The following is a 24186-nucleotide window of genomic DNA, read 5'->3' as shown; positions in this document are numbered from 1 at the left end:
ATTTAATCAACCTCCGGATAAAGCGGAATGCCCAGTTCTTTGTATTCTTTATTTAATTCCCTTATCAGTAACTTTTGCTTTTGATCTGGAATGAGCTCCTTATCGGCATGCCTCTTCTTTCTCTCCTCCATCGTAAACTTCTTCAAAGGGATAATCGCTTTTTCTCCTTCCCATTTAATGCTTTCTCTAAGCATTCCATCCTCTTTCAATGTCTCCCATGGCCATAAACCTAAGTACTCATGTCCTGCTTTAAATAAGAGAACATGCATTGTGCCTACATAACTGAATATCTTTAGCCCCAAACCTTCAATCCTGAATTCTCCGTTTTTATCCGTCACGGTCTCTTTTGCATCATAATAAATACTGTTTGAACCTGCCACATTAGGTATTTGTTTATACCACACACCAAGTACCACCACCCCTTCAATAGGCTGTTTTGTTTCAGCGTCAATTACTCTTCCTTCATATGGCCCGTCATATCGAATCAGAAAAGCAGAGGCTGTTGTTGTTAAAAAAACAGACATGATAACCATCATTGCCAAATGGCCGAATATTCGCATGAAAGTCTCCTTATTAAAAGTCATTAAATTTCCATATGCCGGTGCCATCTTTGATTAAAGTTCCAGGATATGAATACAAAACACCATTTTCATCTGCAACGATTTCATATTCAGCTACGTTTCCCTTAACATCAACAATATTAAACTCGATAAATGTTCCCATAATTGTTGGCAATTGAGGGCTAAGAGCTTCAAAAACAGTTCTATATTTATCTTTATTATTATCGATAAAAACGGTTAGGGCTAACTCAGTCTCGCCAGCAATAAGGTCATCTCTCATGTGTATCCACTTTCCTATGAAAATATCATCCAGTTCCACTTTATCCTGAACAACTACCGCAATGGTATCAGTATATCCATTGCCTGCTGAATCCGTGACCAATATCATTGGATAGTAAACGCCTTCGTATGCATAAGTAAATGATACATCATCAAAAACAGCGCCTGTGTAGTCAAGATCAAAGCTCCCCTCATAATTACCATCCATCTGATAGGTTGATACAGAATTCGGGATAGATGTATCAACTGAGAAATACGCATCAAAAGGCGAAATGCCGGATTCGATATTAGAGTTCAATGTCACATACGGTTTTGTGGTATCTGCAAAAACAGTGATTGAAGTTGCGGACATATTGCCTGCTGTATCAACTGCGTTAACCGTAATTATATTTCCACCTTCAACCAATGGCAGATGATTCACAAAGAACCGGCCATTGTAAACAACAGCCACTACACCATTCACAGTCACACCGGTCTCATTGCCCGTAGCATTCAATATCATTCCGCTGACCATCGTATCAGTTCTTGATAATGCCGCTCCATCAGCCGGATAAGTTATGTTTAAATTTATGGCAGGCGGCGGATCCAGAGTTGTAAATGAACCTGAATCTGATGATGAAGTGAAACCATAATTGTTTGTCGATGTTATCCTGATGTAATATTTTGTGACCGGCTTCAGCCCGGTTAATGTCAGGTTATGAACTGTAGTCATAGCCGGATCGGAGAGAGAGTTACCATATGATACGGTTTCACCATACTCTACAAAACTATCAGCAGGCAAGTCTGTTGACCATGAGACCATTGCTGAACTTGATGTAATGTCAGTTACCGCCTCATTTGTTATTAGAGGCAAGATAGGGCTTAATTCAGCATTAATGGTCAAAGCCTGGTTCCAGAAGACATTGCCTGATATGTCATAAACTGTATATCCATCTTTTGTTATGCTTCCGCTAAAAACACCGGATTCAATATCGCTTATGTTATATGCACCGTCCGCCTCTGTTGATACATTATAAATATTATTTGCAGAATCTGTAATAGAAATATTCGCTGACAAAAGTGGTAAACCTGTTAATATGTCCATCACTTTCCCGGATATGCTTCCTTTAACAGCCCTTGTCAGGTTGATGCTGCGGGATGCAATTCTGCCTACTTCGTCTGTAGCCGTGGCTGTTATAGTGTTGATGCCTATTGCCAGCGGAATGACAACGGTAAAAGCATTGCCTGATATTGCTGCTTCAACTCCGTTCACATTGACTGAGACAACCGGATATGGTGAGGTTGCCAGGCCTTGCACATCAACTGAAGCAGCGATTGTCATTTCACCATCTAAAGGTGTATTAATTGAAACATCGAGAGGATCTTCTCCCTTCAATATCCTTATTCCATCTTTGAAGCTCACAAGACAATAGCTATCCGTACAAGCTATATGTTTTACTTTCCTGCCGATATATTCCTCTTTTACTATTTCACCTGTTGTCGGATCAATGGTTATCAAATTACCACTTTCCTTGTCTGTAACTAATAATCTGTCTCCCTTAAGTTCAATATCCCCCGGCAAATATTGCAGAGCAGTTAATTGAGTCAATACCTGTGTATCAATATCGAGTATGTATACATGTCCATCATCTGTGAGTATAGCCGCCTTAGCATTATCACTATCTATTGAAATGTCCCTGATTCCCTTATCAAAAGCATGGTCAGCTATCTTTTCACCTTTTTCAGTAAAAATGAATAACCTGCCTTTATCGCTCTCATGATCTTCTCCTCTTTCTTCATCATCGTCTTCGTTGTCCTCTCTTTTATTCTCAGCACCTGAAGCTGCAAGCAGCAATCCCTTTTCTGAGTAGCACCATAAGCCGGAGAGATTATCTTTCAGCTTTATCTTCTTTGCCACTGTCATATTTGAAAGGTTTATTATTTCGATGATCCCTTTTCCCTGCAGCTTAACAGCTGCAATATTTCTCACGGTGTCGATACAGAACGCCTCCGGCTTTTCTTCGGTCTTGATCTTTTTAAGGACCATCCCTGTTTCAAGGTCAAGAATTAATATATCTTTCTCATCCTCCAGCGAGACAAGAAGCCTTGACCCTGTGTCATCAATAGAGATGGCTTTGACCTCTTTATTAAATTCAGCAAGAACCCTGAAAGTGTTTGAATCAGAATTTATGGATAAAATGGACTTGTCCAGGACAGCCACTACTTTGTTCCCTGCGGCTTCCATGCTCTTTATCCTTTTTTCTATATTAATAACGCCCTGGCCGGTGAGGGCATAAGATGAAGACGGCAGAACAGATGTGATGACAGAAACGATAAAAAGAATTATGCAGACAGCATTGACCACTCTCTTATTCAATCCAAAAGCAATCTTCATGACGCTCCTTATCTTACCCTTTTGATTAGTGATTGGATATAACCGTTCAGATACTAATTATTTATGTTTTAACATTTACTTCTTTTTTTGTCAATGGTTATTTATTATCAGAATTCAAGGCCAGTTTTAATTTATTACCCGTACGGATAATTTTAACTAATAGCCTCTTCGTATTTATTTCACTAATAATGAGCGCAAAGACAGCAGACTTGCTGCGAATAGAACAGAGGTCAGAAGCAGACACGGCGATTCCCATCTCGGTCATGTCTTTGACGACGGCCCGAAACCGACAGGCCTCCGCTATTGCCTGAACTCGGCATCCCTCAGATTCATACCGAAAGAGGATTTGGAGAAAGAAGGCTATGGGGAATATAAGAAGTTGTTTGAGGGGAAGTAACGTCTTCGGTCAAGAACCTAATATTCGATATTAGCAGGGCCGTACTGCGGATAATCCCATCCAAAGCCCCATCTGAAGGAAGTCGGAAGCCACCATACTCCTCCCATTCGGGTGCCTGTGTACATGAGATCAGCGACAACAGGATGGCCGGTGTTGGATACACATGTTTTTAAATTCGTATCCGCCATCTGCCTCACAGAGCGGGAACCACCCTGCCAATAAACCAGGTCATGCCTTATACAGCATTCCCCCCAATCACCATCAGGCCAATAGGAGCAGCCATCGGACTTGAATTCATTAGGAGGCAAAGGTGCTTGCAGATTCGCCTGCCGATAGATAGTATCGGCGAGTTTATTAATTTCTATGTTCTGATTCGCACAGCCTGCAAACAATAAGCAGAGCAATATTGATGAATATGCGATTGATTTAAGCATATGATAGTTATAAGGTTGGTATTAAGAAGAAAAACTCAACCCTAATTTCGCTGGTTATGACTTGAACTTTATCAAAACTGCATTTCCCTCTCTCTCTGAAGTAGCATATTTTTCAGCTACGAGTATCGCAGCAATCCTAGACACATGTCTCGGAGTTAGGGGTTGTGAATTGAGGTAAGAATTATCTCTTATCCATTCCCCTAACCCACCCTGTGTGGGATTGGTTTCTGAGAACCCACCATAGACTTGTTGCCCACGGAAAACTGATAAAATCAGCTGAAAAAATTCATAATCTATAGACACATTTGCATACTCATACTCAATGAGAACACCTTCTAAAACATTGCCTTTGTAAGAAAATGTTGCTGCCTGTCCTGGGGCACCTAGTGTTGTCGCTTGCGGCATGACCGCTCCCTCCATAACGATTCGTTTCAAACATAACAATTATGCCACAATATAATAATAATATATTGTTTTGTGGCCTCATTTTGTATTTGTGTATAATATCCACATCCTCTCATGTCACACATATATAAAGGAAAGGGCCCTTATTATGAAAAAAATAATTAATACACTTCTGGCATTCATTATTATATGCACCGCTTCTTTGGCTTATGCTGAGGACAATACAAAGCTGGAACCTTTGTTCCCGGTCGCGCTTGAGCACAAGTTCCCTGATGCGAAGGATACATTCGAAGAGGTAAAGAAGCTCATCCTTGAAAACTATTACAGCGATGAGATAAGCGAGGATGCGCTCTACTGGGCGGCTATTGAGGGGATGCTGCGCCGCATCTCTCCTCCTGAGAACAAGGAACTCGCAAAGATCTGGACGCCTGAAGAGTATACAAAGATATTCGACAGCCTCAAGGGCGAGCAGGTCTCTATAGGGATAAAAACATCATTTAATGCAGGCGACGGAAGCCTGACCGTTACAGAGATACTGCCGGGTTCGCCCGCAGAGAATGTCCTGATGCAGTATGACAGGATACTCAAGGTCGGCTCCGAGCTTATCAAGGGCAAGCCTGTGAGCGAGATAGGCAAACTCCTTGACGGCGACGAAGGCACTGAGGTCACGCTGAAGGTGAACAGGGGGACTGAGATATTTGATGTGACGATAAAGCGGAGAAAGTTTGAGACTGAGAATCTGATAGTCACAAAACTCTCAGACGGGATAGCGCTTATTGAGATCAAGAGGTTTACAGAAGGAATGTATGAAAAGCTCAAGGCTGAGCTTGCCCAACTGAATGATGAAAAATTCCAGAGGCTGGTGATAGACCTGAGAAACGATCCGGGCGGGGTCTTCATGGAGCCGCTTAAGATAGTGGAGATATTTCTGCCTGAAAAAGGGATTCTATTGAGAACGTTCAGCAGGGATAAGAAGAATCAGAACTATGTATCTACTAACAAAGAGCCTCTGAACTTTGATATAGCGGTTCTGGTGAATGGGAATACGGCGTCGTCTGCTGAGATACTTGCAGGCTCGCTAAGAGACCACCAGAAGGCGATGATAATAGGCACAAAGACATACGGCAAAGGCGTCTTCGAAAAGACCTTCACCGTAAAGAATGACTACAGGGTCAAGTTCATAACCGGAGTCATGTACACGCCCAAAGGCCAGCCCTGGCAGGGCAAGGGGCTGCTTCCTGACTTTGTAGTTGACCAGGATGATAAGACGATTGACGCAGTGCTCAAGCTCGATGTCAATGAGAGATTAAAAAAGGATATCGGACTGATAACTGCGGTGAAACTGTTGAAGCTACAGGAAACGAAGTGAGCGTTCTCCCCTCTAAAAAGAGGGGTGCAGGGGTGTGTAATAATAGGGCGTTAGAAGACATTAAAGGCAGTTTTGAAAAGATAAAAAATAAACACACCCCTATCCCCCTGCTTAAAGCACCTACTGTTGGTCTTTTTAGAGGGGAAATTATTACCCGCCTTTTCCCTTGTGCTTATCCCTTTTATGCTCGTACATAAGCTTATCCGCCTGGGTAAGGAGCGCTTCTATGGAATCAGGGCAGTCTTCTTTGTAGTGGACGATGCCGATGCTTATTGAAAGCATGTACGGCTGGTTTCTCTTTTGATTGAAATCCTTAAGGCACGCATCAAAGCGGCTCTGTATCGTATCAACGCTAGTATCGGTTGTCTGAATGGAGAAGACTACAAACTCATCTCCGCCGATGCGAGCGATTATGTCAGACTCGCGGAACAGCTCCTGAAGAAAGCGGGCCGTGTCCTTAAGCATATTATCTCCTTCAATATGGCCGAAACCGTCATTTATCACTTTGAGGTCGTCGAGATCGGCGTAAAGAAGTATCACGCCCCTCTTCATGCGGCGGGCTATCCTGAGTTCCTGTTCTGCAAGGGTCATGAATCCGCGCCTGTTGTACAGCCCGGTAAGTTCATCCGACAATGACAGCCCTCTAAGCTCCTCCTCCATCCTCTTACGGTTCGATATATCCATGCCTGTGCCAAGGAGATATGTCTTTCCTTCTATCTCGGTACGAAGCCCTGTAAAATAATACGGGACTCTTTTCTCGTTCTTCAAGACGAGGTTTGCCTCAACAGTTGACCTGCCGTGCTCAAAGACCTCTTTGATCTTTTCGAAGATCAGCTTCTTCTCCTTGCCCGTGAAAAAGTCAAAGACATTCATCTTTGATATCTCATCGGATGAATAACCTGAGACCTTCTCATAGTTCTCGTTCCACAGGAGGAATTTCCCTGCGGCATCAAAGCAGAAGAATATATCCGGCAGGCTGTTTATTATTGATTTTGAAAAATTGCGCTCTGCTATCAGCGCTTCCTTGACCTTCTTGCGCTGTGTTATATCCAGCAGGGTGGTCATTACATGGGAGTTGTTGCCGTAAGGGTCCCTCAAAGTGGTTACGTTGACAAGGCCCCATATTATCTCCCCGCCTTTCTTAAAATACCGCTTCTCCATCTGGTAGCCGCTGCGCCTGCCTGCCAGCAGGTCATTCATAAGCCCCGTGTTATCTATCATGTCATCAGGGTGTGAAATATCATCAACAGACTTTCCTTCGATCTCAGCCCTTGTGTAGCCGAAGAAGTCATGAAATGCGGAGTTGAAGTCCGCAAACTTCAGCTGTTCCTTAAGAGGGTCCTTCACGATCGGATAAATGATTATGCCGGTAGTAGACCTGTCAAAAAAAGCCCTGAACATCATCTCGCTGTTCCTCAGCTTGTCTTCAACCTCTCTTCTCGCTGATATGTCACGGATAACGCCATGGATCAGGATATCGCCGTCAACGTTAAACAGGCCTGAAGAGACCTCTGCCGGGAATAATCCGCCGTCCTTCTTTTTAAAGTCTATGACAAGTCTTGCGGAACCGTCGCTGTAGATCGCCTTTAACGCGGACTTTAAAAGATGAAGCGACTCTGCAGGATGAAGGCTTGAAATATTAAGGGACAGGATATCCTGCCTTGAGTATCCGAGCTGGTCAGCCGCCTTCTGATTAACATCTAAAATATTGCCCTCAAGGTCATGTATGAAGATGCCGTCGTTCGAATAATGAAAGAGGTTCCTGTATAACTCATGGCCCTCATTTGCCGGCTCTTTTTTTGTCCTGTTGTCGTCTTTCATACGGGACAGCTCCGATAATGCTTTATGGATACTAATACATGATAGTGATTATTGGCATTTTTGGCAATAGAAAACTTTCTTTATAAAGGGGGGAAGTTGTAAAATAACAGGCAGTTTTTAACTTTCAACTAAGGGGACGACTTGGAACTTCACAGCCTTACAATAGAAGAAGCTCGGGATGCCATACATAAGGGCGACCTGAGCCCGGTCGAGCTCACAGACGCGCTGCTAAAACGCATAGATGAGGTTGACGGAGAGATAAGGGCATATGTCACCATCTCAAAAGATTCTGCGATAGAACAGGCTGAGCATGCTCTGGAGCTTATCAAGAAAGGCGATAAACACGCGTTGACCGGCATACCTCTGGCAATCAAGGACAACATGTGCACTGAAGGCGTAAGGACCACATGTTCGTCAAAGATACTTCACAACTTCATCCCGCCGTATGAAAGCACAGCCACGCAAAAGCTTAAGGATGAAGGCTATGTGCTTCTGGGCAAGACAAACCTTGATGAGTTTGCCATGGGCTCGTCAACTGAAAACTCCGCCTTCGGCCATACAAGAAATCCATGGGATACGGAAAGGATACCCGGCGGCTCAAGCGGCGGTTCTGCGGCAGCGGTCGCGGCAGGTGAATGCCTCGCGTCCCTCGGCTCAGATACCGGCGGTTCCATAAGACAGCCCGCATCGCTCTGCGGCGTTGTCGGGCTGAAGCCTACATATGGAAGGGTCTCGCGCTATGGGCTTGTGGCATTCGCGTCATCGCTTGACCAGATCGGGCCGATCACAAAGACGGTGAAGGATTCCGCAATCCTGCTGAATATCATAAGCGGACATGACCGCAGGGATTCGACATCTGCAAACATACCTGTGCCTGACTTCACATCAGCGCTCGGACGTGATATCAAAGGCATGAAGATCGGCATACCAAAAGAGTTCTCAGTCGCAGGCCTGGATAAAGATGTAGATGTTGCTATCAAAAATGCGATAAAACAGCTTGAGTCGCTCGGAGCAGTGCCGGTCGAGATATCGCTCCCGCACACAGGCTATGCTGTTGCAACATATTATATACTCGCAACTTCAGAGGCATCATCCAACCTCGCAAGATTCGACGGCGTAAGGTACGGCCTCAGGGTTGAAGGCGATGACCTTATAGATACATATATAAAGACACGGTCAGAGGGTTTCGGCTCAGAGGTGAAGAGGAGGATTATCCTCGGAACATATGCACTCTCATCCGGATATTACGACGCCTATTACAAAAAGGCGCAGCAGGTGAGGACTTTGATAAAGGGAGATTTTGACAGGGCGTATGAATCAGTCGATGTGATAGTGACACCGACTACGCCGACTACCGCATTCAAGGCAGGCGAGAAGATGGAAGACCCGCTTCAGATGTATCTGTCTGATATCTTCACAATATCAGCCAACCTTGCTGGCGGGCCCGGCATCTCCATTCCATGCGGATTTGATTCAAATAACCTGCCTATCGGGCTTCAGATAATGGGCAAACACTTTGACGAAGAATCTGTACTGAAGATAGCGTACGCGTATGAACAGTCAACAGAGTGGCACAAGAGGAAACCGAAGTTGTAAAATAACCTCACGGAAAGGAGGAAAGTAAATGGGAATTCAATACATTACTGATACAAAAGGGCACAGAAAGAATGTGGTTATTCCATACAAAGAATGGGAAACCCTCATGAAAGAGATGCAGAAGCAACGGGTGCTGCTTGGGCTGAAGGAAGCTGTCTCGGAAGTAAAGGCTATGGCAGCCGGAAAAAAAAAGATGAGAACATTTAAAGAGCTGATTGATGAGCTATAAGATTGTTCCTACAGATAATTTTTCAAAAGAACTGAAAAGACTGAGTAAAAAATACCCCTCACTCAAACAAAATATTAAAGACCTTTCAAATGAACTTCAAAAAAATCCATGTACCGGAACTCCATTAGGACATAACTGTTACAAAATAAGGCTCGCAACCTCTGATAAACCCGGGGGCAAGAGCGGGGGATTCCGTATAATCACATATGCCTTTTGTATAAAAGAAATAATATTTCTGCTATCAATTTATGATAAGTCGGAAACATCGACAATAAACGATAAAGAAATTAAGCGTCTAATCAAGGAACTGGATTAAATTGAATCTTAAAGATCATGACATACAATACGAAGCGGTAATCGGGCTTGAGATACATGCCCAGCTTTTAACAAACACAAAGATATTCTGCGGCTGCCCTGCGTCATTCGGAGATGAGCCGAATACCAATACATGCCCTGTCTGCACAGGCATGCCGGGTGTTCTGCCTGTTATGAATAAGAAGGCTGTTGAGTATGTGATAAAGACAGGGCTTGCCTTGAATTGCAATATATCCCCTTACAGCAGGTTTGCAAGAAAGAACTACTTTTATCCCGACCTGCCGAAGGGCTATCAGATAAGCCAGTTCGAGCTTCCGCTCTGTGAAGGCGGACATGTTGAGATAACCGTTAACGGCTCATCAAGAAAGATAAGCCTGACCAGGATTCATCTTGAAGAGGATGCCGGAAAGAATATACATGAAGGCTCCTCAGGCCACAGCCTCGTTGACCTCAACAGGGCAGGCACTCCTTTGATGGAGATCGTTTCAGAACCTGACATCCGCACTCCGCAGGAGGCAGCAGAGTTCGTGAAAAAGTTAAGGGAACTTGTCAGGTGGATCGGAGTGTGTGACGGCAATATGGAACAGGGTTCTCTGAGATGCGACGCGAATGTATCTGTTCGGCCTATTGGTCAAAAGGAGTTAGGAACAAAGGCTGAGATAAAGAACATGAACTCATTCAGGTTTATTGAGAAGGCTATTGATTATGAGATAAAGCGCCAGATAAAGATGGCGAAGAACGGCGAGAGGATCATACAGGAGACAAGGCTCTGGGACGCAGACAGGGGGATAACAGAATCCATGCGCTCAAAAGAGGGCGCACATGATTACAGATATTTCCCCGAACCCGACCTTGTGCCGATAGAGGTAAGTGAATCATGGATAAGCGGGATAAAGGCAGAGATATCAGAACTCCCCGGCCTGATGCGCGCAAGATTTGCTGAAGATTTCAACCTGCCTGAGGACGATGCAGCGTTTCTCACATCAGAGAAAGCGATAGCAGACTGGTTTGAAGAAGCTGTTAAGTTAGGCGGAGATCCAAAGACAATCTCGAACTGGATAATGGGCGAGCTTATGCGTCTGCTGAATGAAGAGAACAGAGAGATAAACGAATCACCGTTAAAACCATCACACCTTGTTGCCATGCTCAGTCTTATTGAGAAAGGCACGATAAGCAACAAGATCGCCAAGGCCGTGTTCGAAGAGATGTACAAGACAGGGAAGGACGCAGAGGCGATAGTCAAGGATAAAGGCCTTGTCCAGATAAGCGATACAGGCGAGATAGAATCAATAGTTGATGGTATTATCACGAACAGCCCCAAAGAAGTTGAAAGATTCAGGGCCGGAGACATGAAGCTCATGGGATTCTTTGTGGGCGAAGTAATGAAGGCGACCAAAGGCAAGGCAAACCCCAAGATAGTGAATGAGCTGATCAACAAAAAGCTTTCCTGACCCACCACCATTTTATTATGAATAAAATAATCGCTGACCTTCATGTACACTCAGGCTACAGCCGCGCCACGAGCAAGGATATGAACGCCGATCTCATGGCTTTATGGGCAAAGAAGAAGGGCATTAACCTGCTCGCTACAGGGGACTTCACCCATCCTGAATATCTTAAGGCGCTGAAGAAAGACCTGAAGCCGCTCGGCAATGGACTATACACAACCGCAAAAGAACCGTCAGTAAACTTCATGCTGACAGCTGAGATAAGCAGCATCTATAAGCAGGGAGGAAAGGTAAGGAAGATACATAACCTTGTCTTCGCACCGAGCATCGAGGTGGTGGAAAAGATAAACAGCGTTTTGGATAAACGAGGCAATATCAAATCAGACGGAAGGCCTATACTGGGCATATCAGCTAAAGAACTGTTGAAGATAATCCTCGATATATCTGAAGACTGCCTATTTGTGCCTGCGCACGCATGGACGCCGTGGTTCTCCATCTTCGGCAGCAAATCAGGCTTTGACTCGATAGAAGAGTGCTTCGAAGAATACGCGAAATACATCTATGCGATCGAGACAGGGCTCTCTTCAGACCCTGAGATGAACTGGAGGCTCTCTGCGCTTGATAATATAACTCTCTTATCAAATTCCGATGCCCATTCACCTGCAAAACTTGGAAGAGAGGCAAATGTGCTTGACTGCAAGCCGGATTATTACGATGTCATTGATACAATAAAGAAGAAAGACCGCAAGCGTTTTCTCTATACAGTGGAGTTCTTCCCTGAAGAGGGCAAGTACCATTTTGACGGACACAGAGTATGCGGAATATCATTCTCACCGGCTGAGACAAAGAAGCATAAAGGCATCTGCCCTGTCTGTAATAAGCCTCTTGTGATAGGCGTAACAAACAGGGTTGATGAACTCGCTGACAGGGACGAGGGCTTTGTTCCTGAAAACGCCATACCTTCAAAACACCTTGTGCCTCTTGTCGAGATCATAGCCGGGGCTTATGCACAGGGAGTGAATACAAAAAAGGTCAAAGAGGAGTATGAAAGGCTTGTATCTATACATACCGAATTCGATATCCTTCTTGAGCTTGGAGAAGATGAGATAGCTGATATCGCGGATGAAAAAATAGCAGAGGGTATCAAGAGAGTCCGCAGCGGAGATATCAATGTCGTGCCGGGCTTTGACGGTGAGTACGGAAAGGTGTCGATATTTTAGACGGGACAAGAAAATTTTATCCCGAAGTTTTATCATAAACCCATGAAGAGATCAGATACTGCAACAGCGCTTTTTAAAGACGGCCATGACTGCTCACAGTCATTATTGGCTGCATTCGATGATATTACGGGGATTGACCGTGATACCTCGCTGAAGCTCGGCAGCGCCTTTGCCGGAGGCATGGGAAAGACAGGCGGCACCTGCGGGGCTGTCACAGGGTCAATAATGGTCATAGGGCTGAGGTCAGGCTCGGCAGACCCGAAGGATAAGAATGCGAAAGAGAAAACATCATCACTTGTGAGAGAGTTCATGGAGAGGTTCAAGTCGCTCAATAAATCCACAACCTGCAGGGAGCTTATCGGACATGATGTTCAATTATTAGGAAGCCTGCCGCCTGAGGTTCGCAAAGATGTGCATAAGCAGTGCGCAAAATGCGTGCGTAATGCAGTTGAAATTTTAGAGGAGATTTTATAGATGAAGAAGCTTACTCACATTGACGAAGAAGGAAGGATGAATATGGTCGATGTTAGCGGCAAATCTTCTACATTAAGGGAAGCTATAGCTTCAGGCTCCATCAGCATGGAGAAAGAGACGCTTAAGCTAATAACCGACGGGAAGATAACAAAGGGTAATGTGCTTGAGGCTGCCCGGCTTGCCGGTATCATGGCAGCTAAAAAGACTTGCGAGCTCATCCCTCTCTGTCATCAGATAAACCTCAGCACCGTAAGCATTGATTTTAAGATTGACAGGAAGAAGAGCAGGATAAATATCGAGGCAAAGGCAAAGTGCAAGGGAGAGACTGGAGTAGAGATGGAAGCTCTCGTTGCGGCCTCAGCTGCAGCTCTTACAATTTATGATATGTGCAAGGCTGTAGACAGGGGGATGGTGATTTCAGATATCATGCTCATAAAAAAGAGCGGCGGCAAGAGCGGGACGTGGGAGAGAAAATAACTTATTTATACCTTTTAACTTCAAACCTGTAGATCTCTATCTCCTCGCCTTTGGCAATGCCGGCCTTCATACAGGCAATATCCAGCTGTTCCTCAACCGTATCAACACCTTCAAGGTCAGGAAGCAGAAGCCCGCGCCGGTTGCCGCGCTTTACGATAACACCATATTTTTCAACATCAAGCTCATCCTTCCCTTTGACCTTCTCAGGAGCTGAGAGCACATCAACTGAATAAACTATCTTATCAAGTTCAGAGGAAGTTACAGGCGGAAACCTCGGGTCCTGTGTTGCAGCGCTTATCGCATTCTGGATGATCTCCTTTGCGACGTTTTCCGTGGTGGGAGAGAATGTGCCTATGCAGCCTCTCAGTTCGCCATGCATCTTGAGTGAGACAAAGACACCGGCCTTATCTTTCATCTCAGGGGATGGTTCTGCAGGAGGGGCGATGATCTCTCTGCCTGTGACATACTGCCTGATCGTCTCTTTTGCCAGCTTCACAAGCGGGTGCACTATTTTTCTCTCTTTAACACATATTCGGCAATAGTAATGAGCGAGGTCTTTTCCATCGAGTCATCAAATATATCAAGCTCTGCCTTTGCCTCGTTTATTATGCTGTTTGCCTTTTCATAAGACTTCTCAATGCATTTATACTTCTCAAGCAAGCCCGTTATGTAGGAAAGGTCTGACCTGAACATCTTCTCAGCCCTTATGATGGACTTGACCTTCTCAGCCTCTTCATCGGTCGAGCTTTTGAGAAGATATATAAGCGGAAGGGTTATCTTGCCCTCTTCAAGGTCTTTTCCGAGGCTCTTTCCGAGCGCTTTCTCCTCAGCCATGTAATCAAGTACATCGTCAGCTATCTGAAACGCCAGCCCGAGTTTCAGGCCGTATCCTGCCATGGCATCTTCCTGCTTCTTTGAGGCGCTGCCGAGTATGGCCCCGCTCAGGCATACGGAAGATATCAGTATCGCGGTCTTATCCTTTATTATCTCCATATACTCCACTTCAGAAATATCAAAATCCCCTTTGATCCCAAGCTGAAGCACCTCGCCCTCAGACATCTTGGCTGTTGCGCCTGAGAGCGCGTCCATTATCCTCTGGTCTCCGAGCGAACTTGCGACCCTCATGGCGTTCGTGTAAAGATAATCGCCCACAAGTATGGTGAGCTTATCTCCCCAGACAGAGTGGGCAGGCGGCCTTCCCCTTCTTACGCTCGCGTCATCAACAATATCATCATGCAGCAGCGACGCGGTATGTATCGACTCAACGCTGCATGCAAGGACATAGGCCTTCTCCCCGTGATAATTAAATATCTTTGAGCTGAGTATCGCCAGTAAAGGCCTGATGCGTTTCCCGCCTCCGGTGAGCATATACTTCCCTATCTCTGATATGGCAGGCGCAACCGCACTGAACATCCCGTTGATGACATCTTCAGCAGAATCCAGGTCCTTTTTATAGTATGCGCAGACTTCTTTGATCTTCATATGTTTACGGCTTGAACCTAAATTTATCCAGGTCAGCTCCGGGTTGATTTATCATGTGAAGGTTCTCAGGCCTGAATACACCCTTCTCTGTGATTATGGCTGTTATATATCTCGCAGGGGTCACATCAAATGCTATATTCCTGACCCTTACGCCTTCAGGAGCTATCCTGCATCCGAAAATATTCGTCACCTCTTCAGGCCCGCGCTCTTCAATAGGGATCTCTGCTCCGGTTGCCATAGAAAAATCAATGCTGCTTGTAGGCGCGGCAACATAAAAAGGTATGCCGTGCTCTTTGCATAATACCGCCAGTGTATATGTCCCTATCTTATTGGCGACATCCCCGTTTGCCGCAGTGCGGTCTGTGCCGACTATCGCAAGGTCTATCTCTCCCCTCTGCATGATGGCGCCTGCGGTATTGTCGCTGATAAGCGTAACCGGAATATTATCCTGCATAAGCTCCCATGCCGTAAGCCGCGCTCCCTGAAGAACCGGCCTTGTCTCATCCGCAATGACCTGTATCTTTTTTCCTGCTTCATGCGCGACGCGTATCGGCCCGGTAGCGGTGCCGTAGCCTCCGGTTGCGAGCGACCCTGCGTTGCAATGCGTGATTATCGTGTCGCCGTCCTTTATGAATTGATTGCCGTATCTGCCTATCGTCTTGTTTATCTCAATATCCTCTTCAAGCACCTTATTGGCCTCAGTGACCAGCAGCTCTTTAAGCTCATCGATAGGCTTTCCCTTGTTCTCATTTAAAAGCCTCTTCACCCTCTCGACAGACCAGTGAATATTCACAGCGGTCGGCCTTGTGGCAAGGAGTGTATCAAAGACCTTCTGAAGCTCTTTCATGAAATCATCAAAGCTGGCAGCCTTTATCTCTCTTGCGCCAAGCGCTATCCCCATGGCAGCGGCTATCCCTATCGCCGGGGCTCCGCGTATCCAGAGCTTCTTAATGCCTTCTGCCACCATCATGTAGTCAGTACATTTTATATAACTGACCTCGTGCGGCAGTATGCTCTGGTTAAGCATCATAACTACCCCGTCAATCATCTCTATCGTTTTAACCATGTTATCTCCTGTCAGTCACATTATAAAATAAAGCACATCCCTGATTCCCGGCTTGTTACACCTTGAGCGGGATAAAGGTTGTTACAACAAGGAACGATGTCAATCCTATGATCGTTATGACCGTTGCCCATGTGATGTAATTATATACCTTGGAATTAGCATATTCGCCCATAAGCTTCTTGTTGTTCACAAGCAGCAGGGCAAAGACCAGCACAAACGGAAGAAGCAGCCCGTTGAGCACCGCTGAGAGCACCATGAGAAGAACAAGCGGCGCACCGGGGATCAGGATAACAAGCGATGCCAGGGCTATGGTCATCGTATATATCCACATGAACTGCGGCGCCTCGCTGAAGGTCTTGTTTACTCCGGCCTCCCATCCCATCGCCTCGCAGACGTAGTAAGCAGTTGCAAGAGGCACAATTATCGCGCCGAGCAGAGATGCATTGGCGAGACATAACGCGAAGATCAGGTACGCGTACTCTCCGGCAAGCGGCTTCAGTGCGAGCGCGGCCTCTGAAGCCTCATGGACCCGTATGCCATGCGGAAAGAGCAAAGCCCCGCAGGTAACAATGATAAAGAAGCTGATGATATCGGTTATGGAGCAGCCGATGATGACATCAAGCCGCATCGCCTTGTACTGTCTCTTCTTGATGCCCTTCTCAGCTATCGAAGACTGGAGATAGAACTGCATCCAGGGCGTGATAGTGGTTCCGATGATAGCGATGCTGAGCATGATATATTCCGAATTCCACCTCATCTGGGGAATGACAGCGCTCTTCAGCACCGGCCCCCAGTCAGGCTTTGCCATAAAGCCGGAAACAACATATCCGAAATAAATAAGGCAGGCAAAGAGAAGTATCTTCTCGACCAGCCGGTAGCTCCCCTTGGTGACAAGTATCCAGATCGAGAGCGCTCCGACAGGCACCATGACAAATTTACTGAAACCGAGGATCTCCATGCTGGCAGCCCAGCCGGCGAGATTCGCGACTGTATTGCCGAAATTAGCAACGAAAAGGCCTAACATCATATAAAAAGCCGCCTTGACCCCGAAGTTTTCACGGATGAGGTCTGAAAGCCCTTTGCCTGTTACAACGCCCATGCGCGCGATCGTCTCCTGTATCACCACGAGCGCGACCGTTGTGGGCAGCAGTGTCCAGAGCAGCGCATATCCGAAACGCGCGCCCGCTACCGAATAGGTGGTTATTCCGCTGGCGTCATTGTCAATGTTGGCGGTGATGATGCCCGGCCCCATGACGCTCAGGAAAAAGAGTATGTTCCTGCGGATCTTCAAACCCTTCGCCTCTTCTTCTTTGAAGCAGGAGGCAGAAGGATGTCAACTATGTCGTCAACCGTGATGATGCCGTGCATATATCCGCTCTCATCAACAACAGGCAGGGCGAGCAGGTTATATTTTGAGATGATCTCAGCGACCACCATCTCATCCTCACCGGGCACGACAGTCTTGAGATTTGTCTCCATGATGTCAGCAAGATAAGAGTCATTATCAGCGATTAGCACCTCCCTCAGGGATGCAACGCCTTGCAGTTTTTCCTCTTTGTCAACGATGTAGAGATAATATACATTCTCAGCCTCCTGCGCCTCGGTCTTGAACCGTTCAGTCGCCTCACGGATGGTTATATCCGGGGGATAGGAGATAAAGTCGTTTGTCATAAGCCCGCCCGCAGTATCCTCTTCATGCCTGAGCAGTTCCTGAATATCTTCAGCCTCTTCCTTCTCAACATGTTCGAGTATCTCATCGGCCCTTTCCTTAGGCAGGTCGCTTAGGACGTCGGCAGCTTCGTCAGGCGGCATCTCCTCGATAATGTCAGCAGCCTTCTCAGTGTCCATGGAATTCATTATATCCGCCTGCATCTCGGGCTGAAGCTCTGCAAGGGCCTCAGCGGCGGTCTCGATGTCGAGGTTATTGAAAAAGCTCGCGCCGTCCTTCTGCGATATGCTGTTAATGATATCAGCGATATCAGCAGGATGAAGCTCTGAAAGCATCTGGCGCGGCACGGTCAGAGATATCTTGGTAAGCCTCGGCTCAAGCGGCTGTAAATATCCCCAGCCTATGAGATTCTGCGAGAGCGTCTTGCCGAAGAGCCTGTAGACACTTTCGCTCCTCCCCTCTATGCCGAGGCGCCTCAGTATCCCACTCATCCCCACGTCAATTGCTGCAAGCCATGCCATGTAATGTTTGCCTTCAAGCTTGACGTCATTGACCCTAACGACTTTGGCGCCGTCAGCGTCAACTATCTGCTTGTCAAATATGTCCCTAACAATAAGCAGGTCGTCCTCAGAGGATTCATAAGGTTTTATATGGGAAGCATATATCTTTGAAGAAATGACCCTCTTGTTAAATAAGCTCAGGTCATCCCATTCGAGGCGGAGTTTGTCCTTCTTGTTGAGTATGAGGGCTGATACCTTTGGAAGATGCTCTCCCTTTATCACGACAAAGTCAGAGACCCTGCCGAGCTCATCCCCTTTTGGGTCAAGAACCGGTTTATTCAATAATTCGCTGATAAAGAGTTCGCCAAAAAGGGACATCGATGCTTCTCCTGTATATGGATAGGGCCTATTTCATATGTAAACCTGACCATGAAGTATACCTAAGAAAAAAGGTTTTGGGCAACCTAAAGAGCAACGAAAAGAACGAGCCAATAAGATAGCAAGTTTGCAAACGGCCGAGTTCCACTTTTAGTCGCTAAACCCCTCTTGGGCTTGGAAGCAAGAAGCCCGGAAACACTGAAACTATCTGATGATTGATAATTTATTGGCAGGTCATTTTTGTGGATATTACATATCCATGTTATACGACTGGTCGCATAACATGCTATTACAGACTAAAAAGGACATTTCCCAGGATAACTGACTAACACAATCACTATATTTTGTGGTTGTGTTTCCTTATTTATACAGCTATAATTTTCTCATTACAGAAAATACGACATGTCGTTTAATAATTGTTACACATCAAATAAATAGGAGACAATAAAATGCGATTAATGCTTTTACTCTTGCTCATCGTTTCTCTCTTTCTTTTTGGATGTGCCAAATTTAAAGAAGGGGAATGCATTCAAGATACTTCCAAGGGAACCATTTTGCGCATTACGGCAGTTCATTATACGGACTATACAGTGCAAGCGTGGTTTGAGGGGAAATGGGGCGTGCCTGTCAAGGTGCCATTCGGCGCATATGATTCGGGTCATGTAAAAGTGACGTGTCCATTTAGCGAGAAAACACTTCAATAAATTAGACGACATAATGAAAAACATATATTCAGCGTTCTTCATAAACATCAGAAAGGGAGGCGTTAAGCTTCCCCATCTCAGATTTACAGGAGGTTTTGCCATGAAAAAGCTTCTTGCTTATCTTCTGATGGGAAGCGTCATTAAGGTCACACGAATACAAGAGCCACAGGGTTTAGTCAGCCCTAAGCCTTTATGTAAGAGCTGTTCGTAAGCCTTAATGCTTCCGCAAGGAGGTAACGCAGAAGTAATTCGACTATCTACTGACTGCGTTGCGCCTCCCTTCCTGGTGTTTACAAAGAACAATAAAACATGAAAAAACGTGTAACAAACAGCTCGACCAGATGGCGAATAGCCTTTGGTGTTTTCCGCGAAGGTTGGTTGCCGCCACTGGTCAGCCTTCGCGTTATAAGGATCTTCATATCAGAATCTACCCCACCCTCCCTCATTGTAGACAATATCCACACTATGAGAGAACCGCAGAATATCTTTGTATCTTACTTTGACCTGAAAGACCCAAACGCGATAGACGACATCATCAGAACAGTGAAGGAGATAAAGAAATACCGAATGCTACAGCCTCTCCAGATACTCCCTGAACTCTTTCAGAAATTCACCCGGAGTAACAATTTGAACCGTCACACCTTTTTTAACATTTGCTGAAATAAAGTGCTTCTTGTCCCATGTAACGAGGTAATCTGATCCTGATAATTCAGCAGCAGTAAGGATCGGCGCATCGTCCTTATTGATAAGCCGGGCGTATTTTTGAATATCTTGAGCAGAAGGGTCATGTACAAGCTCAGGCGAAAGGGCCTTCATGTACTTACGGTAATCGGCAAGCATATGCGTTAATTTACTTGCGATATTTCTGTCAGCCTCTACGATCACCTGTTTCGAAATAACCACATCAATTATATCGGCCTCGGCAAGCCTGAGGATCTCTCTTGCCGCGCCTTTTGAAGATACGATGCCTGCGATCAGGGCGCTTGTATCAAGAAATATCCTGAGCTTGCGATTATTGCCCATATGCTTCCTTTGAATATTGTTTCCTCTGCTTGTGCAGGTCGCTCAGGAGATCATCAAGTGTCAGTCCCTCCTTCTTCATCGCCTTTTCCATCTTCTCTGACAGGGCATCACCGACAAGCCTTTTCTGCGTGATAAGCAGTGAATCACCGACCTTTATCATATTTACCGCGTCATTCTCTTCAAGCCCGAGCTTTTTCCTGAATTCCGCCGGAATGGTCAGCTGTCCTCTCTCCCGTATCTTTACTATCGGCATGTAAATAATCTCCTTTTCTGATTTTCAGATTATCTGATATTCATATAATAGGATATTTATGGTGAATAAACAATACCTTCTTACATCCCCGGAATCTCAACCTTGCCTTTCAATCCTTTTGTGATGAAGATCTTCATGTCGGCATCAACGATTATCCCCTCAAGCCCCATTGATTCAAGAAGGGCTATGCCCTTTTGCGAGCCGAGGACAAATACGCCTGTAGAGATACCGTCAGATATGTAGCCTTGAGGCGCTATGACTGAGACGCTGATCGCCTGTGATTCAGAAGGAAAGCCTGTCTTCGGATCAATGATATGATGATAGCGTTTGCCGTCCTGTGTGAAGAACCTCTCGTAGTCGCCTGAGGTTGATACTGCCTGATCAATGAGATAAAGAGCGGTGAGGATATCATCATCTGAATCTGAGGTCTTTTTGTCAGACTTGGGACGGGGGTTTTGCACGCCTACCCTCCAGGGCTGGCCGTCAGGCCTTCTTCCATAACCCTTAATATCGCCTGCTATCGCAACAAGCGCAGCTTTTATGCCTTTTGCCTTGATCACCTCTATCGCCTTATCCGCGCCGTAGCCCTTTGCTATGCCGCCGAGGTCAAGCTCCATGCCTGCATCTTCGAGATATACTTCTGAGGTAGCCTCATTTATCTTCACTTTTTTGTAATCAATAAGCCTTAACGCATTGCTGACAGCATCTTTCGCTGGTACAAAACGCTTGGACGGATCCTTTGAAAACCCCCATAGCTTTATGACAGGGCCTATGGCAGGATCGAACGCGCCGTCAGTAAGGTCTGATATGTGTATCGCCTTCTTAATTGTGTCGAGAGTGTCTTTGCTGACCTTTACAGGATTCTTTCCTGCTGCCCTGTTTATCGCGGTGAGTTCACTGTCAGGGGAGAAATAGTTGATAAGCTCGCCGATCCTCTTTATCTCGGCAAAACCCGCATTGATAGCCTCTTCAGCCTTTTTATCAGAATCACTCACAACCGTTATCGTGACGGTCGTGAACATCTCGGTCCGGGTCTTTTTGAATACCTTCTCCTCTTTTGTGCAGCCTACGAGAAGAAAAACAGAGAATAAAACAAAGATGAATGTTTTTCTTATACTCATACTGATGACTCCTTTTTAACAAACAGTTTCTCTTTCAAATAAGCGCCGGTATGTGACTTCGGGTTATTCGCTACCTCTTCAGGCGTTCCTTTTGCAACCACCCTGCCGCCATCTTTCCCGCCTTCGGGGCCAAGATCTATTATATGGTCAGCGCTCTTTATCACTTCAAGATTATGTTCAATCACGATCACCGTGTTGCCCGCATCCACAAGGGCTCTGAGGACTTCAAGAAGTTTATGTATGTCAACAAAATGAAGGCCTGTAGTTGGTTCATCCAGGATATAGAGCGTCTTTCCTGTCGCCCTCCTGCTTAGCTCTTTCGAGAGCTTTACCCTCTGCGCCTCGCCGCCTGAGAGCGTTGTCGCAGACTGACCGAGCGCGATATAGCCAAGCCCGACCTTTTCGATAGTGGCGAGTTTATTCTTCAGTTGCGGTATGGCGCCGAAGAAGTCGAGCGCCTGAGATACGGTCATATTCAGGACCTCGGAAATATTTCTGCCCTTGTACTTTATATCAAGCGTCTCCCTGTTATATCTCGCGCCCTTGCATGCCTCACATAAAACATACACATCAGGCAGAAAGTGCATCGTCACCTTCATAAGGCCGTCGCCCTTGCATGCCTCGCACCTGCCGCCTGTGACATTGAAGCTGAACCTGTTAGGCTTGTAACCCCTGACCTTTGACTCAATCGCCTGAGAAAAGAGGTTTCTGATAAGGGTGAATATCCCGGTATATGTCGCAGGATTTGACCGCGGGCTCCTGCCGAGCGGGGACTGGTCTATATTGATAACCTTGTCTATCAGGTCTATGCCTTCTATGCTCTTGTACAGCCCCGGCCTCTCCTTGGAAGAGTAAAGACGTTTGGCAAGAGCGTTATACAGGATATCAAGCACAAGCGTGCTCTTGCCTGAACCCGATACGCCGGTCACGCAGTTGAAGATGCCGAGAGGGAATTCAACATCTATCTTTTTAAGATTGAATTCGCTTGCGCCTTTGACCTTGATAGATTTATTGCTTCTCCTTCTCGCTGCAGGCACAGGAATAGACATCTTCCCCCGTAGATAAAGCCCGGTCAGAGACCTCTCGTTAGCGGTAATATCCTTAAGGTCGCCTTCGGCTACGACATATCCGCCATGAACACCCGCGCCCGGCCCCATATCAATTATATGGTCAGCGCTCCTTATCGTGTCTTCATCATGCTCGACCACTATTACGGTATTGCCGAGGTCTCTTAACTTCAGCAGGCTGTGGATGAGCCTGCCGCAGTCTCTGGGATGCAGCCCGATACTCGGCTCATCAAAGATATAGAGCACGCCTGAAAGTGAGGAGCCTATCTGCGTCGCAAGCCTTATCCTCTGTATCTCGCCGCCGGACAAGGTCAGCGCAGGCCTGTTGAGGGATATGTATCCAAGCCCGACATTGTCAAGAAAATTTAGCCTCTCTTTTATCTCCTTAATGACCTTTGATATGATCGTCTCTTCCATATCAGTAAGCTTAAGCTCCGCAATGAAGAGTCTTATCTCACTGATCGGTTTGGAGACCAGTTCGCCGATATTCAGCCCGTTAAGTGTGACACCGAGCGCCTCCTGTCTGAGCCTCATCCCCTTGCATTCAGTACATATATTCAGCCTTCCGGTATCATCTTCCTCTTCTTCGGCATCCATATACCCGAGCCCCCTGCACTCCGGACATGCGCCAAAAGGGCTGTTAAAGGAGAAGAAGCGGGGCGTGATCTCAGGATAGTTTATGCCGCATTTCGGGCAGGCAAGCTTCATGCTGAAGAAGAGGTCTTTGTTATCCTCTGTGTTATTGATTATCACGACATCAGTCAGCTCGATGGCATGGGAGATGGCAGTTGATAAATGCCTCTCGATACCCTGCTTGATTATGAGCCTGTCAATGACAATATCTATGCTGTGCCTTTTGTGTTTGCCAAGCTTCACATCCTTTGTAATATCAACTATCTCGCCGTCTATACGGGCTCTTATAAAACCCCTCTTTCTCGCATCGAATAGTTCTTTTTTATGCTCTCCCTTGCGGCCTATGACAACAGGGGACAATACCTGGATGCGCGTGCCTTTGGGCAGGGCTGCGATAGATTCGACTATCTTGGAGATCCCCTGGGTTGCGATCGGGCTTCCGCACTTGTAGCAGTTCAGCTTTCCGATCCGTGTATAGACCACCTTGAGGTAATCATATATCTTTGTGATCGTCCCGACGGTGGAACGCAGGTTCTTTGCAACTGTCTTCTGTTCGACAGCTATTGACGGAGAAAGCCCCTCGATAGAATCCACATCAGGCTTCTGAAGCTGCTCAAGGAATTGCCTTGCATAAGCTGAGAGGCTCTCGACATAACGCCTCTGGCCCTCAGCATAGATGGTATCAAATGCAAGCGACGACTTACCGGAACCTGAAGGGCCTGTGATAACGGTAAACCTGTCACGAGGGATGCTGAGGTCGATGTTCTTAAGGTTATGAACCCTTGCTTTCCTGATAGTTATATTTTTAAGCATATATATCGCCCTGAAATGTAATGGATTTTTAATATAGCTCATTAATATTGATGTAATCAAATTAAAGAAAATGTAATTA

The 24186-nt window shown here is 46.0% G+C and carries 23 protein-coding genes and 1 pseudogene; 10 read left to right on the top strand and 14 right to left on the bottom strand.

Features of this window, described 5'->3' with window-relative positions:
• Nucleotides 1-2: 2 nt before the first annotated feature.
• Together Q7U10_12105 and Q7U10_12100 are read right to left on the bottom strand one after the other, a co-directional pair.
• Nucleotides 3-608 (bottom strand): hypothetical protein, encoded by a 606-nt coding sequence (locus Q7U10_12105; GenBank protein ID MDO8283342.1) that lies wholly within the window; start codon nt 606-608, stop codon nt 3-5.
• Entirely contained in the window at nt 574-3213 is a 2640-nt protein-coding gene (locus tag Q7U10_12100; protein ID MDO8283341.1) for a hypothetical protein, read from the bottom strand. The genes Q7U10_12105 and Q7U10_12100 overlap by 35 nt, the downstream gene beginning before the upstream one ends.
• A 190-nt stretch (nt 3214-3403) precedes the next feature.
• Between Q7U10_12100 and Q7U10_12095 the strand changes: the two are divergent.
• A pseudogene (locus Q7U10_12095) lies at nt 3404-3610 on the top strand (peptide-methionine (R)-S-oxide reductase).
• A 17-nt stretch (nt 3611-3627) separates the two neighbouring features.
• On the opposite strand, the gene Q7U10_12090 reads toward Q7U10_12095, so the two are convergent.
• Nucleotides 3628-4044, bottom strand: coding sequence for a hypothetical protein (locus tag Q7U10_12090; GenBank protein MDO8283340.1), 417 nt, complete (start codon nt 4042-4044; stop codon nt 3628-3630).
• Nucleotides 4045-4098: 54 nt separating this feature from the next.
• Nucleotides 4099-4449, bottom strand: coding sequence for a hypothetical protein (locus Q7U10_12085; GenBank protein ID MDO8283339.1), 351 nt, complete (start codon nt 4447-4449; stop codon nt 4099-4101).
• Between the two features lie 148 nt (nt 4450-4597).
• Here Q7U10_12085 and Q7U10_12080 point away from each other — a divergent pair, with 148 nt between their 5' ends.
• Nucleotides 4598-5818, top strand: a complete 1221-nt coding sequence (locus tag Q7U10_12080; GenBank protein MDO8283338.1) for a S41 family peptidase — start codon at nt 4598-4600, stop codon at nt 5816-5818.
• 150 nt (nt 5819-5968) lie between these two features.
• Here Q7U10_12080 and Q7U10_12075 read toward each other — a convergent pair whose 3' ends face one another.
• A complete protein-coding gene (locus Q7U10_12075) occupies nt 5969-7639 on the bottom strand; it encodes a PAS domain S-box protein (GenBank protein ID MDO8283337.1) in 1671 nt (556 codons plus the stop codon).
• Between the two features lie 141 nt (nt 7640-7780).
• Between Q7U10_12075 and gatA the strand changes: the two genes are divergently transcribed.
• The 7 genes from gatA to moaC are packed head-to-tail and all read left to right on the top strand — an operon-like array spanning nt 7781 to nt 13398.
• Nucleotides 7781-9235 carry an Asp-tRNA(Asn)/Glu-tRNA(Gln) amidotransferase subunit GatA gene (gene gatA / locus Q7U10_12070; GenBank protein ID MDO8283336.1) on the top strand — a complete coding sequence of 485 codons (1455 nt, stop codon included), beginning with the start codon at nt 7781-7783 and terminating at the stop codon, nt 9233-9235.
• Between the two features lie 28 nt (nt 9236-9263).
• On the top strand, nt 9264-9464 hold the full coding sequence (locus tag Q7U10_12065) for a hypothetical protein (GenBank protein ID MDO8283335.1): 201 nt from the start codon (nt 9264-9266) through the stop codon (nt 9462-9464).
• The gene (locus Q7U10_12060) at nt 9454-9780 is read left to right on the top strand and encodes a type II toxin-antitoxin system RelE/ParE family toxin (protein ID MDO8283334.1); all 327 of its coding nucleotides are present in this window, start codon (nt 9454-9456) and stop codon (nt 9778-9780) included. The genes Q7U10_12065 and Q7U10_12060 overlap by 11 nt, the downstream gene beginning before the upstream one ends.
• A 1-nt stretch (nt 9781) precedes the next feature.
• Nucleotides 9782-11230 (top strand): Asp-tRNA(Asn)/Glu-tRNA(Gln) amidotransferase subunit GatB, encoded by a 1449-nt coding sequence (gatB, locus tag Q7U10_12055; protein ID MDO8283333.1) that lies wholly within the window; start codon nt 9782-9784, stop codon nt 11228-11230.
• 17 nt (nt 11231-11247) lie between these two features.
• A complete protein-coding gene (locus Q7U10_12050; GenBank protein ID MDO8283332.1) occupies nt 11248-12447 on the top strand; it encodes an endonuclease Q family protein in 1200 nt (399 codons plus the stop codon).
• A gap of 42 nt (nt 12448-12489) precedes the next feature.
• A complete protein-coding gene (locus Q7U10_12045; protein ID MDO8283331.1) occupies nt 12490-12921 on the top strand; it encodes a C-GCAxxG-C-C family protein in 432 nt (143 codons plus the stop codon).
• On the top strand, nt 12922-13398 hold the full coding sequence (moaC, locus tag Q7U10_12040; GenBank protein MDO8283330.1) for a cyclic pyranopterin monophosphate synthase MoaC: 477 nt from the start codon (nt 12922-12924) through the stop codon (nt 13396-13398). It abuts the gene before it with no gap.
• 1 nt (nt 13399) lies between these two features.
• Here the strand turns inward: moaC and amrA are convergent, their stop codons facing one another.
• The 5 genes from amrA to Q7U10_12015 are packed head-to-tail and all read right to left on the bottom strand — an operon-like array spanning nt 13400 to nt 18493.
• Nucleotides 13400-13906, bottom strand: coding sequence for an AmmeMemoRadiSam system protein A (gene amrA / locus Q7U10_12035; protein MDO8283329.1), 507 nt, complete (start codon nt 13904-13906; stop codon nt 13400-13402).
• Nucleotides 13906-14880 carry a polyprenyl synthetase family protein gene (locus Q7U10_12030; protein MDO8283328.1) on the bottom strand — a complete coding sequence of 325 codons (975 nt, stop codon included), beginning with the start codon at nt 14878-14880 and terminating at the stop codon, nt 13906-13908. Before Q7U10_12030 ends, amrA begins: the two co-directional genes overlap by 1 nt.
• A 4-nt stretch (nt 14881-14884) precedes the next feature.
• Nucleotides 14885-15946: an S-methyl-5-thioribose-1-phosphate isomerase gene (gene mtnA / locus Q7U10_12025; GenBank protein ID MDO8283327.1), complete on the bottom strand. Its 1062-nt coding sequence runs from the start codon at nt 15944-15946 to the stop codon at nt 14885-14887.
• A 55-nt stretch (nt 15947-16001) separates the two neighbouring features.
• Nucleotides 16002-17237 (bottom strand): Nramp family divalent metal transporter, encoded by a 1236-nt coding sequence (locus Q7U10_12020; GenBank protein ID MDO8283326.1) that lies wholly within the window; start codon nt 17235-17237, stop codon nt 16002-16004.
• The gene (locus Q7U10_12015; GenBank protein MDO8283325.1) at nt 17234-18493 is read right to left on the bottom strand and encodes a CBS domain-containing protein; all 1260 of its coding nucleotides are present in this window, start codon (nt 18491-18493) and stop codon (nt 17234-17236) included. Before Q7U10_12015 ends, Q7U10_12020 begins: the two co-directional genes overlap by 4 nt.
• A gap of 449 nt (nt 18494-18942) precedes the next feature.
• Between Q7U10_12015 and Q7U10_12010 the strand changes: the two genes are divergently transcribed.
• The gene (locus Q7U10_12010) at nt 18943-19197 is read left to right on the top strand and encodes a hypothetical protein (protein MDO8283324.1); all 255 of its coding nucleotides are present in this window, start codon (nt 18943-18945) and stop codon (nt 19195-19197) included.
• A 570-nt stretch (nt 19198-19767) separates the two neighbouring features.
• Here Q7U10_12010 and Q7U10_12005 read toward each other — a convergent pair.
• The 4 genes from Q7U10_12005 to uvrA form a co-directional block, all read right to left on the bottom strand.
• On the bottom strand, nt 19768-20220 hold the full coding sequence (locus Q7U10_12005; protein MDO8283323.1) for a PIN domain-containing protein: 453 nt from the start codon (nt 20218-20220) through the stop codon (nt 19768-19770).
• On the bottom strand, nt 20210-20473 hold the full coding sequence (locus Q7U10_12000) for an AbrB/MazE/SpoVT family DNA-binding domain-containing protein (protein ID MDO8283322.1): 264 nt from the start codon (nt 20471-20473) through the stop codon (nt 20210-20212). Before Q7U10_12000 ends, Q7U10_12005 begins: the two co-directional genes overlap by 11 nt.
• A gap of 80 nt (nt 20474-20553) precedes the next feature.
• On the bottom strand, nt 20554-21594 hold the full coding sequence (locus Q7U10_11995) for an FAD:protein FMN transferase (GenBank protein MDO8283321.1): 1041 nt from the start codon (nt 21592-21594) through the stop codon (nt 20554-20556).
• A complete protein-coding gene (gene uvrA, locus Q7U10_11990) occupies nt 21591-24107 on the bottom strand; it encodes an excinuclease ABC subunit UvrA (protein MDO8283320.1) in 2517 nt (838 codons plus the stop codon). Before uvrA ends, Q7U10_11995 begins: the two co-directional genes overlap by 4 nt.
• Between the last annotated feature and the right edge of the window lie 79 nt (nt 24108-24186).

The sequence above is a fragment of the Thermodesulfovibrionia bacterium genome, assembly GCA_030646035.1.
In the GTDB taxonomy this organism is placed as follows: domain Bacteria; phylum Nitrospirota; class Thermodesulfovibrionia; order UBA6902; family UBA6902; genus JACQZG01.
This window is presented reverse-complemented; position numbering and strand designations above follow the sequence as displayed.

Excerpts from the sequence above, each read along its gene's own strand:
- Q7U10_12105 (MDO8283342.1), bottom strand. The coding sequence starts at position 608 with ATGGCACCGGCATATGGAAATTTAATGACTTTTAATAAGGAGACTTTC.
- Q7U10_12100 (MDO8283341.1), bottom strand. The coding sequence starts at position 3,213 with ATGAAGATTGCTTTTGGATTGAATAAGAGAGTGGTCAATGCTGTCTGC.
- Q7U10_12090 (MDO8283340.1), bottom strand. The coding sequence starts at position 4,044 with ATGCTTAAATCAATCGCATATTCATCAATATTGCTCTGCTTATTGTTT.
- Q7U10_12085 (MDO8283339.1), bottom strand. The coding sequence starts at position 4,449 with ATGCCGCAAGCGACAACACTAGGTGCCCCAGGACAGGCAGCAACATTT.
- Q7U10_12080 (MDO8283338.1), top strand. The coding sequence starts at position 4,598 with ATGAAAAAAATAATTAATACACTTCTGGCATTCATTATTATATGCACC.
- Q7U10_12075 (MDO8283337.1), bottom strand. The coding sequence starts at position 7,639 with ATGAAAGACGACAACAGGACAAAAAAAGAGCCGGCAAATGAGGGCCAT.
- Q7U10_12065 (MDO8283335.1), top strand. The coding sequence starts at position 9,264 with ATGGGAATTCAATACATTACTGATACAAAAGGGCACAGAAAGAATGTG.
- Q7U10_12060 (MDO8283334.1), top strand. The coding sequence starts at position 9,454 with ATGAGCTATAAGATTGTTCCTACAGATAATTTTTCAAAAGAACTGAAA.
- Q7U10_12050 (MDO8283332.1), top strand. The coding sequence starts at position 11,248 with ATGAATAAAATAATCGCTGACCTTCATGTACACTCAGGCTACAGCCGC.
- Q7U10_12045 (MDO8283331.1), top strand. The coding sequence starts at position 12,490 with ATGAAGAGATCAGATACTGCAACAGCGCTTTTTAAAGACGGCCATGAC.
- moaC (MDO8283330.1), top strand. The coding sequence starts at position 12,922 with ATGAAGAAGCTTACTCACATTGACGAAGAAGGAAGGATGAATATGGTC.
- Q7U10_12030 (MDO8283328.1), bottom strand. The coding sequence starts at position 14,880 with ATGAAGATCAAAGAAGTCTGCGCATACTATAAAAAGGACCTGGATTCT.
- mtnA (MDO8283327.1), bottom strand. The coding sequence starts at position 15,946 with ATGGTTAAAACGATAGAGATGATTGACGGGGTAGTTATGATGCTTAAC.
- Q7U10_12015 (MDO8283325.1), bottom strand. The coding sequence starts at position 18,493 with ATGTCCCTTTTTGGCGAACTCTTTATCAGCGAATTATTGAATAAACCG.
- Q7U10_12010 (MDO8283324.1), top strand. The coding sequence starts at position 18,943 with ATGCGATTAATGCTTTTACTCTTGCTCATCGTTTCTCTCTTTCTTTTT.
- Q7U10_12005 (MDO8283323.1), bottom strand. The coding sequence starts at position 20,220 with ATGGGCAATAATCGCAAGCTCAGGATATTTCTTGATACAAGCGCCCTG.
- Q7U10_12000 (MDO8283322.1), bottom strand. The coding sequence starts at position 20,473 with ATGCCGATAGTAAAGATACGGGAGAGAGGACAGCTGACCATTCCGGCG.
- Q7U10_11995 (MDO8283321.1), bottom strand. The coding sequence starts at position 21,594 with ATGAGTATAAGAAAAACATTCATCTTTGTTTTATTCTCTGTTTTTCTT.
- uvrA (MDO8283320.1), bottom strand. The coding sequence starts at position 24,107 with ATGCTTAAAAATATAACTATCAGGAAAGCAAGGGTTCATAACCTTAAG.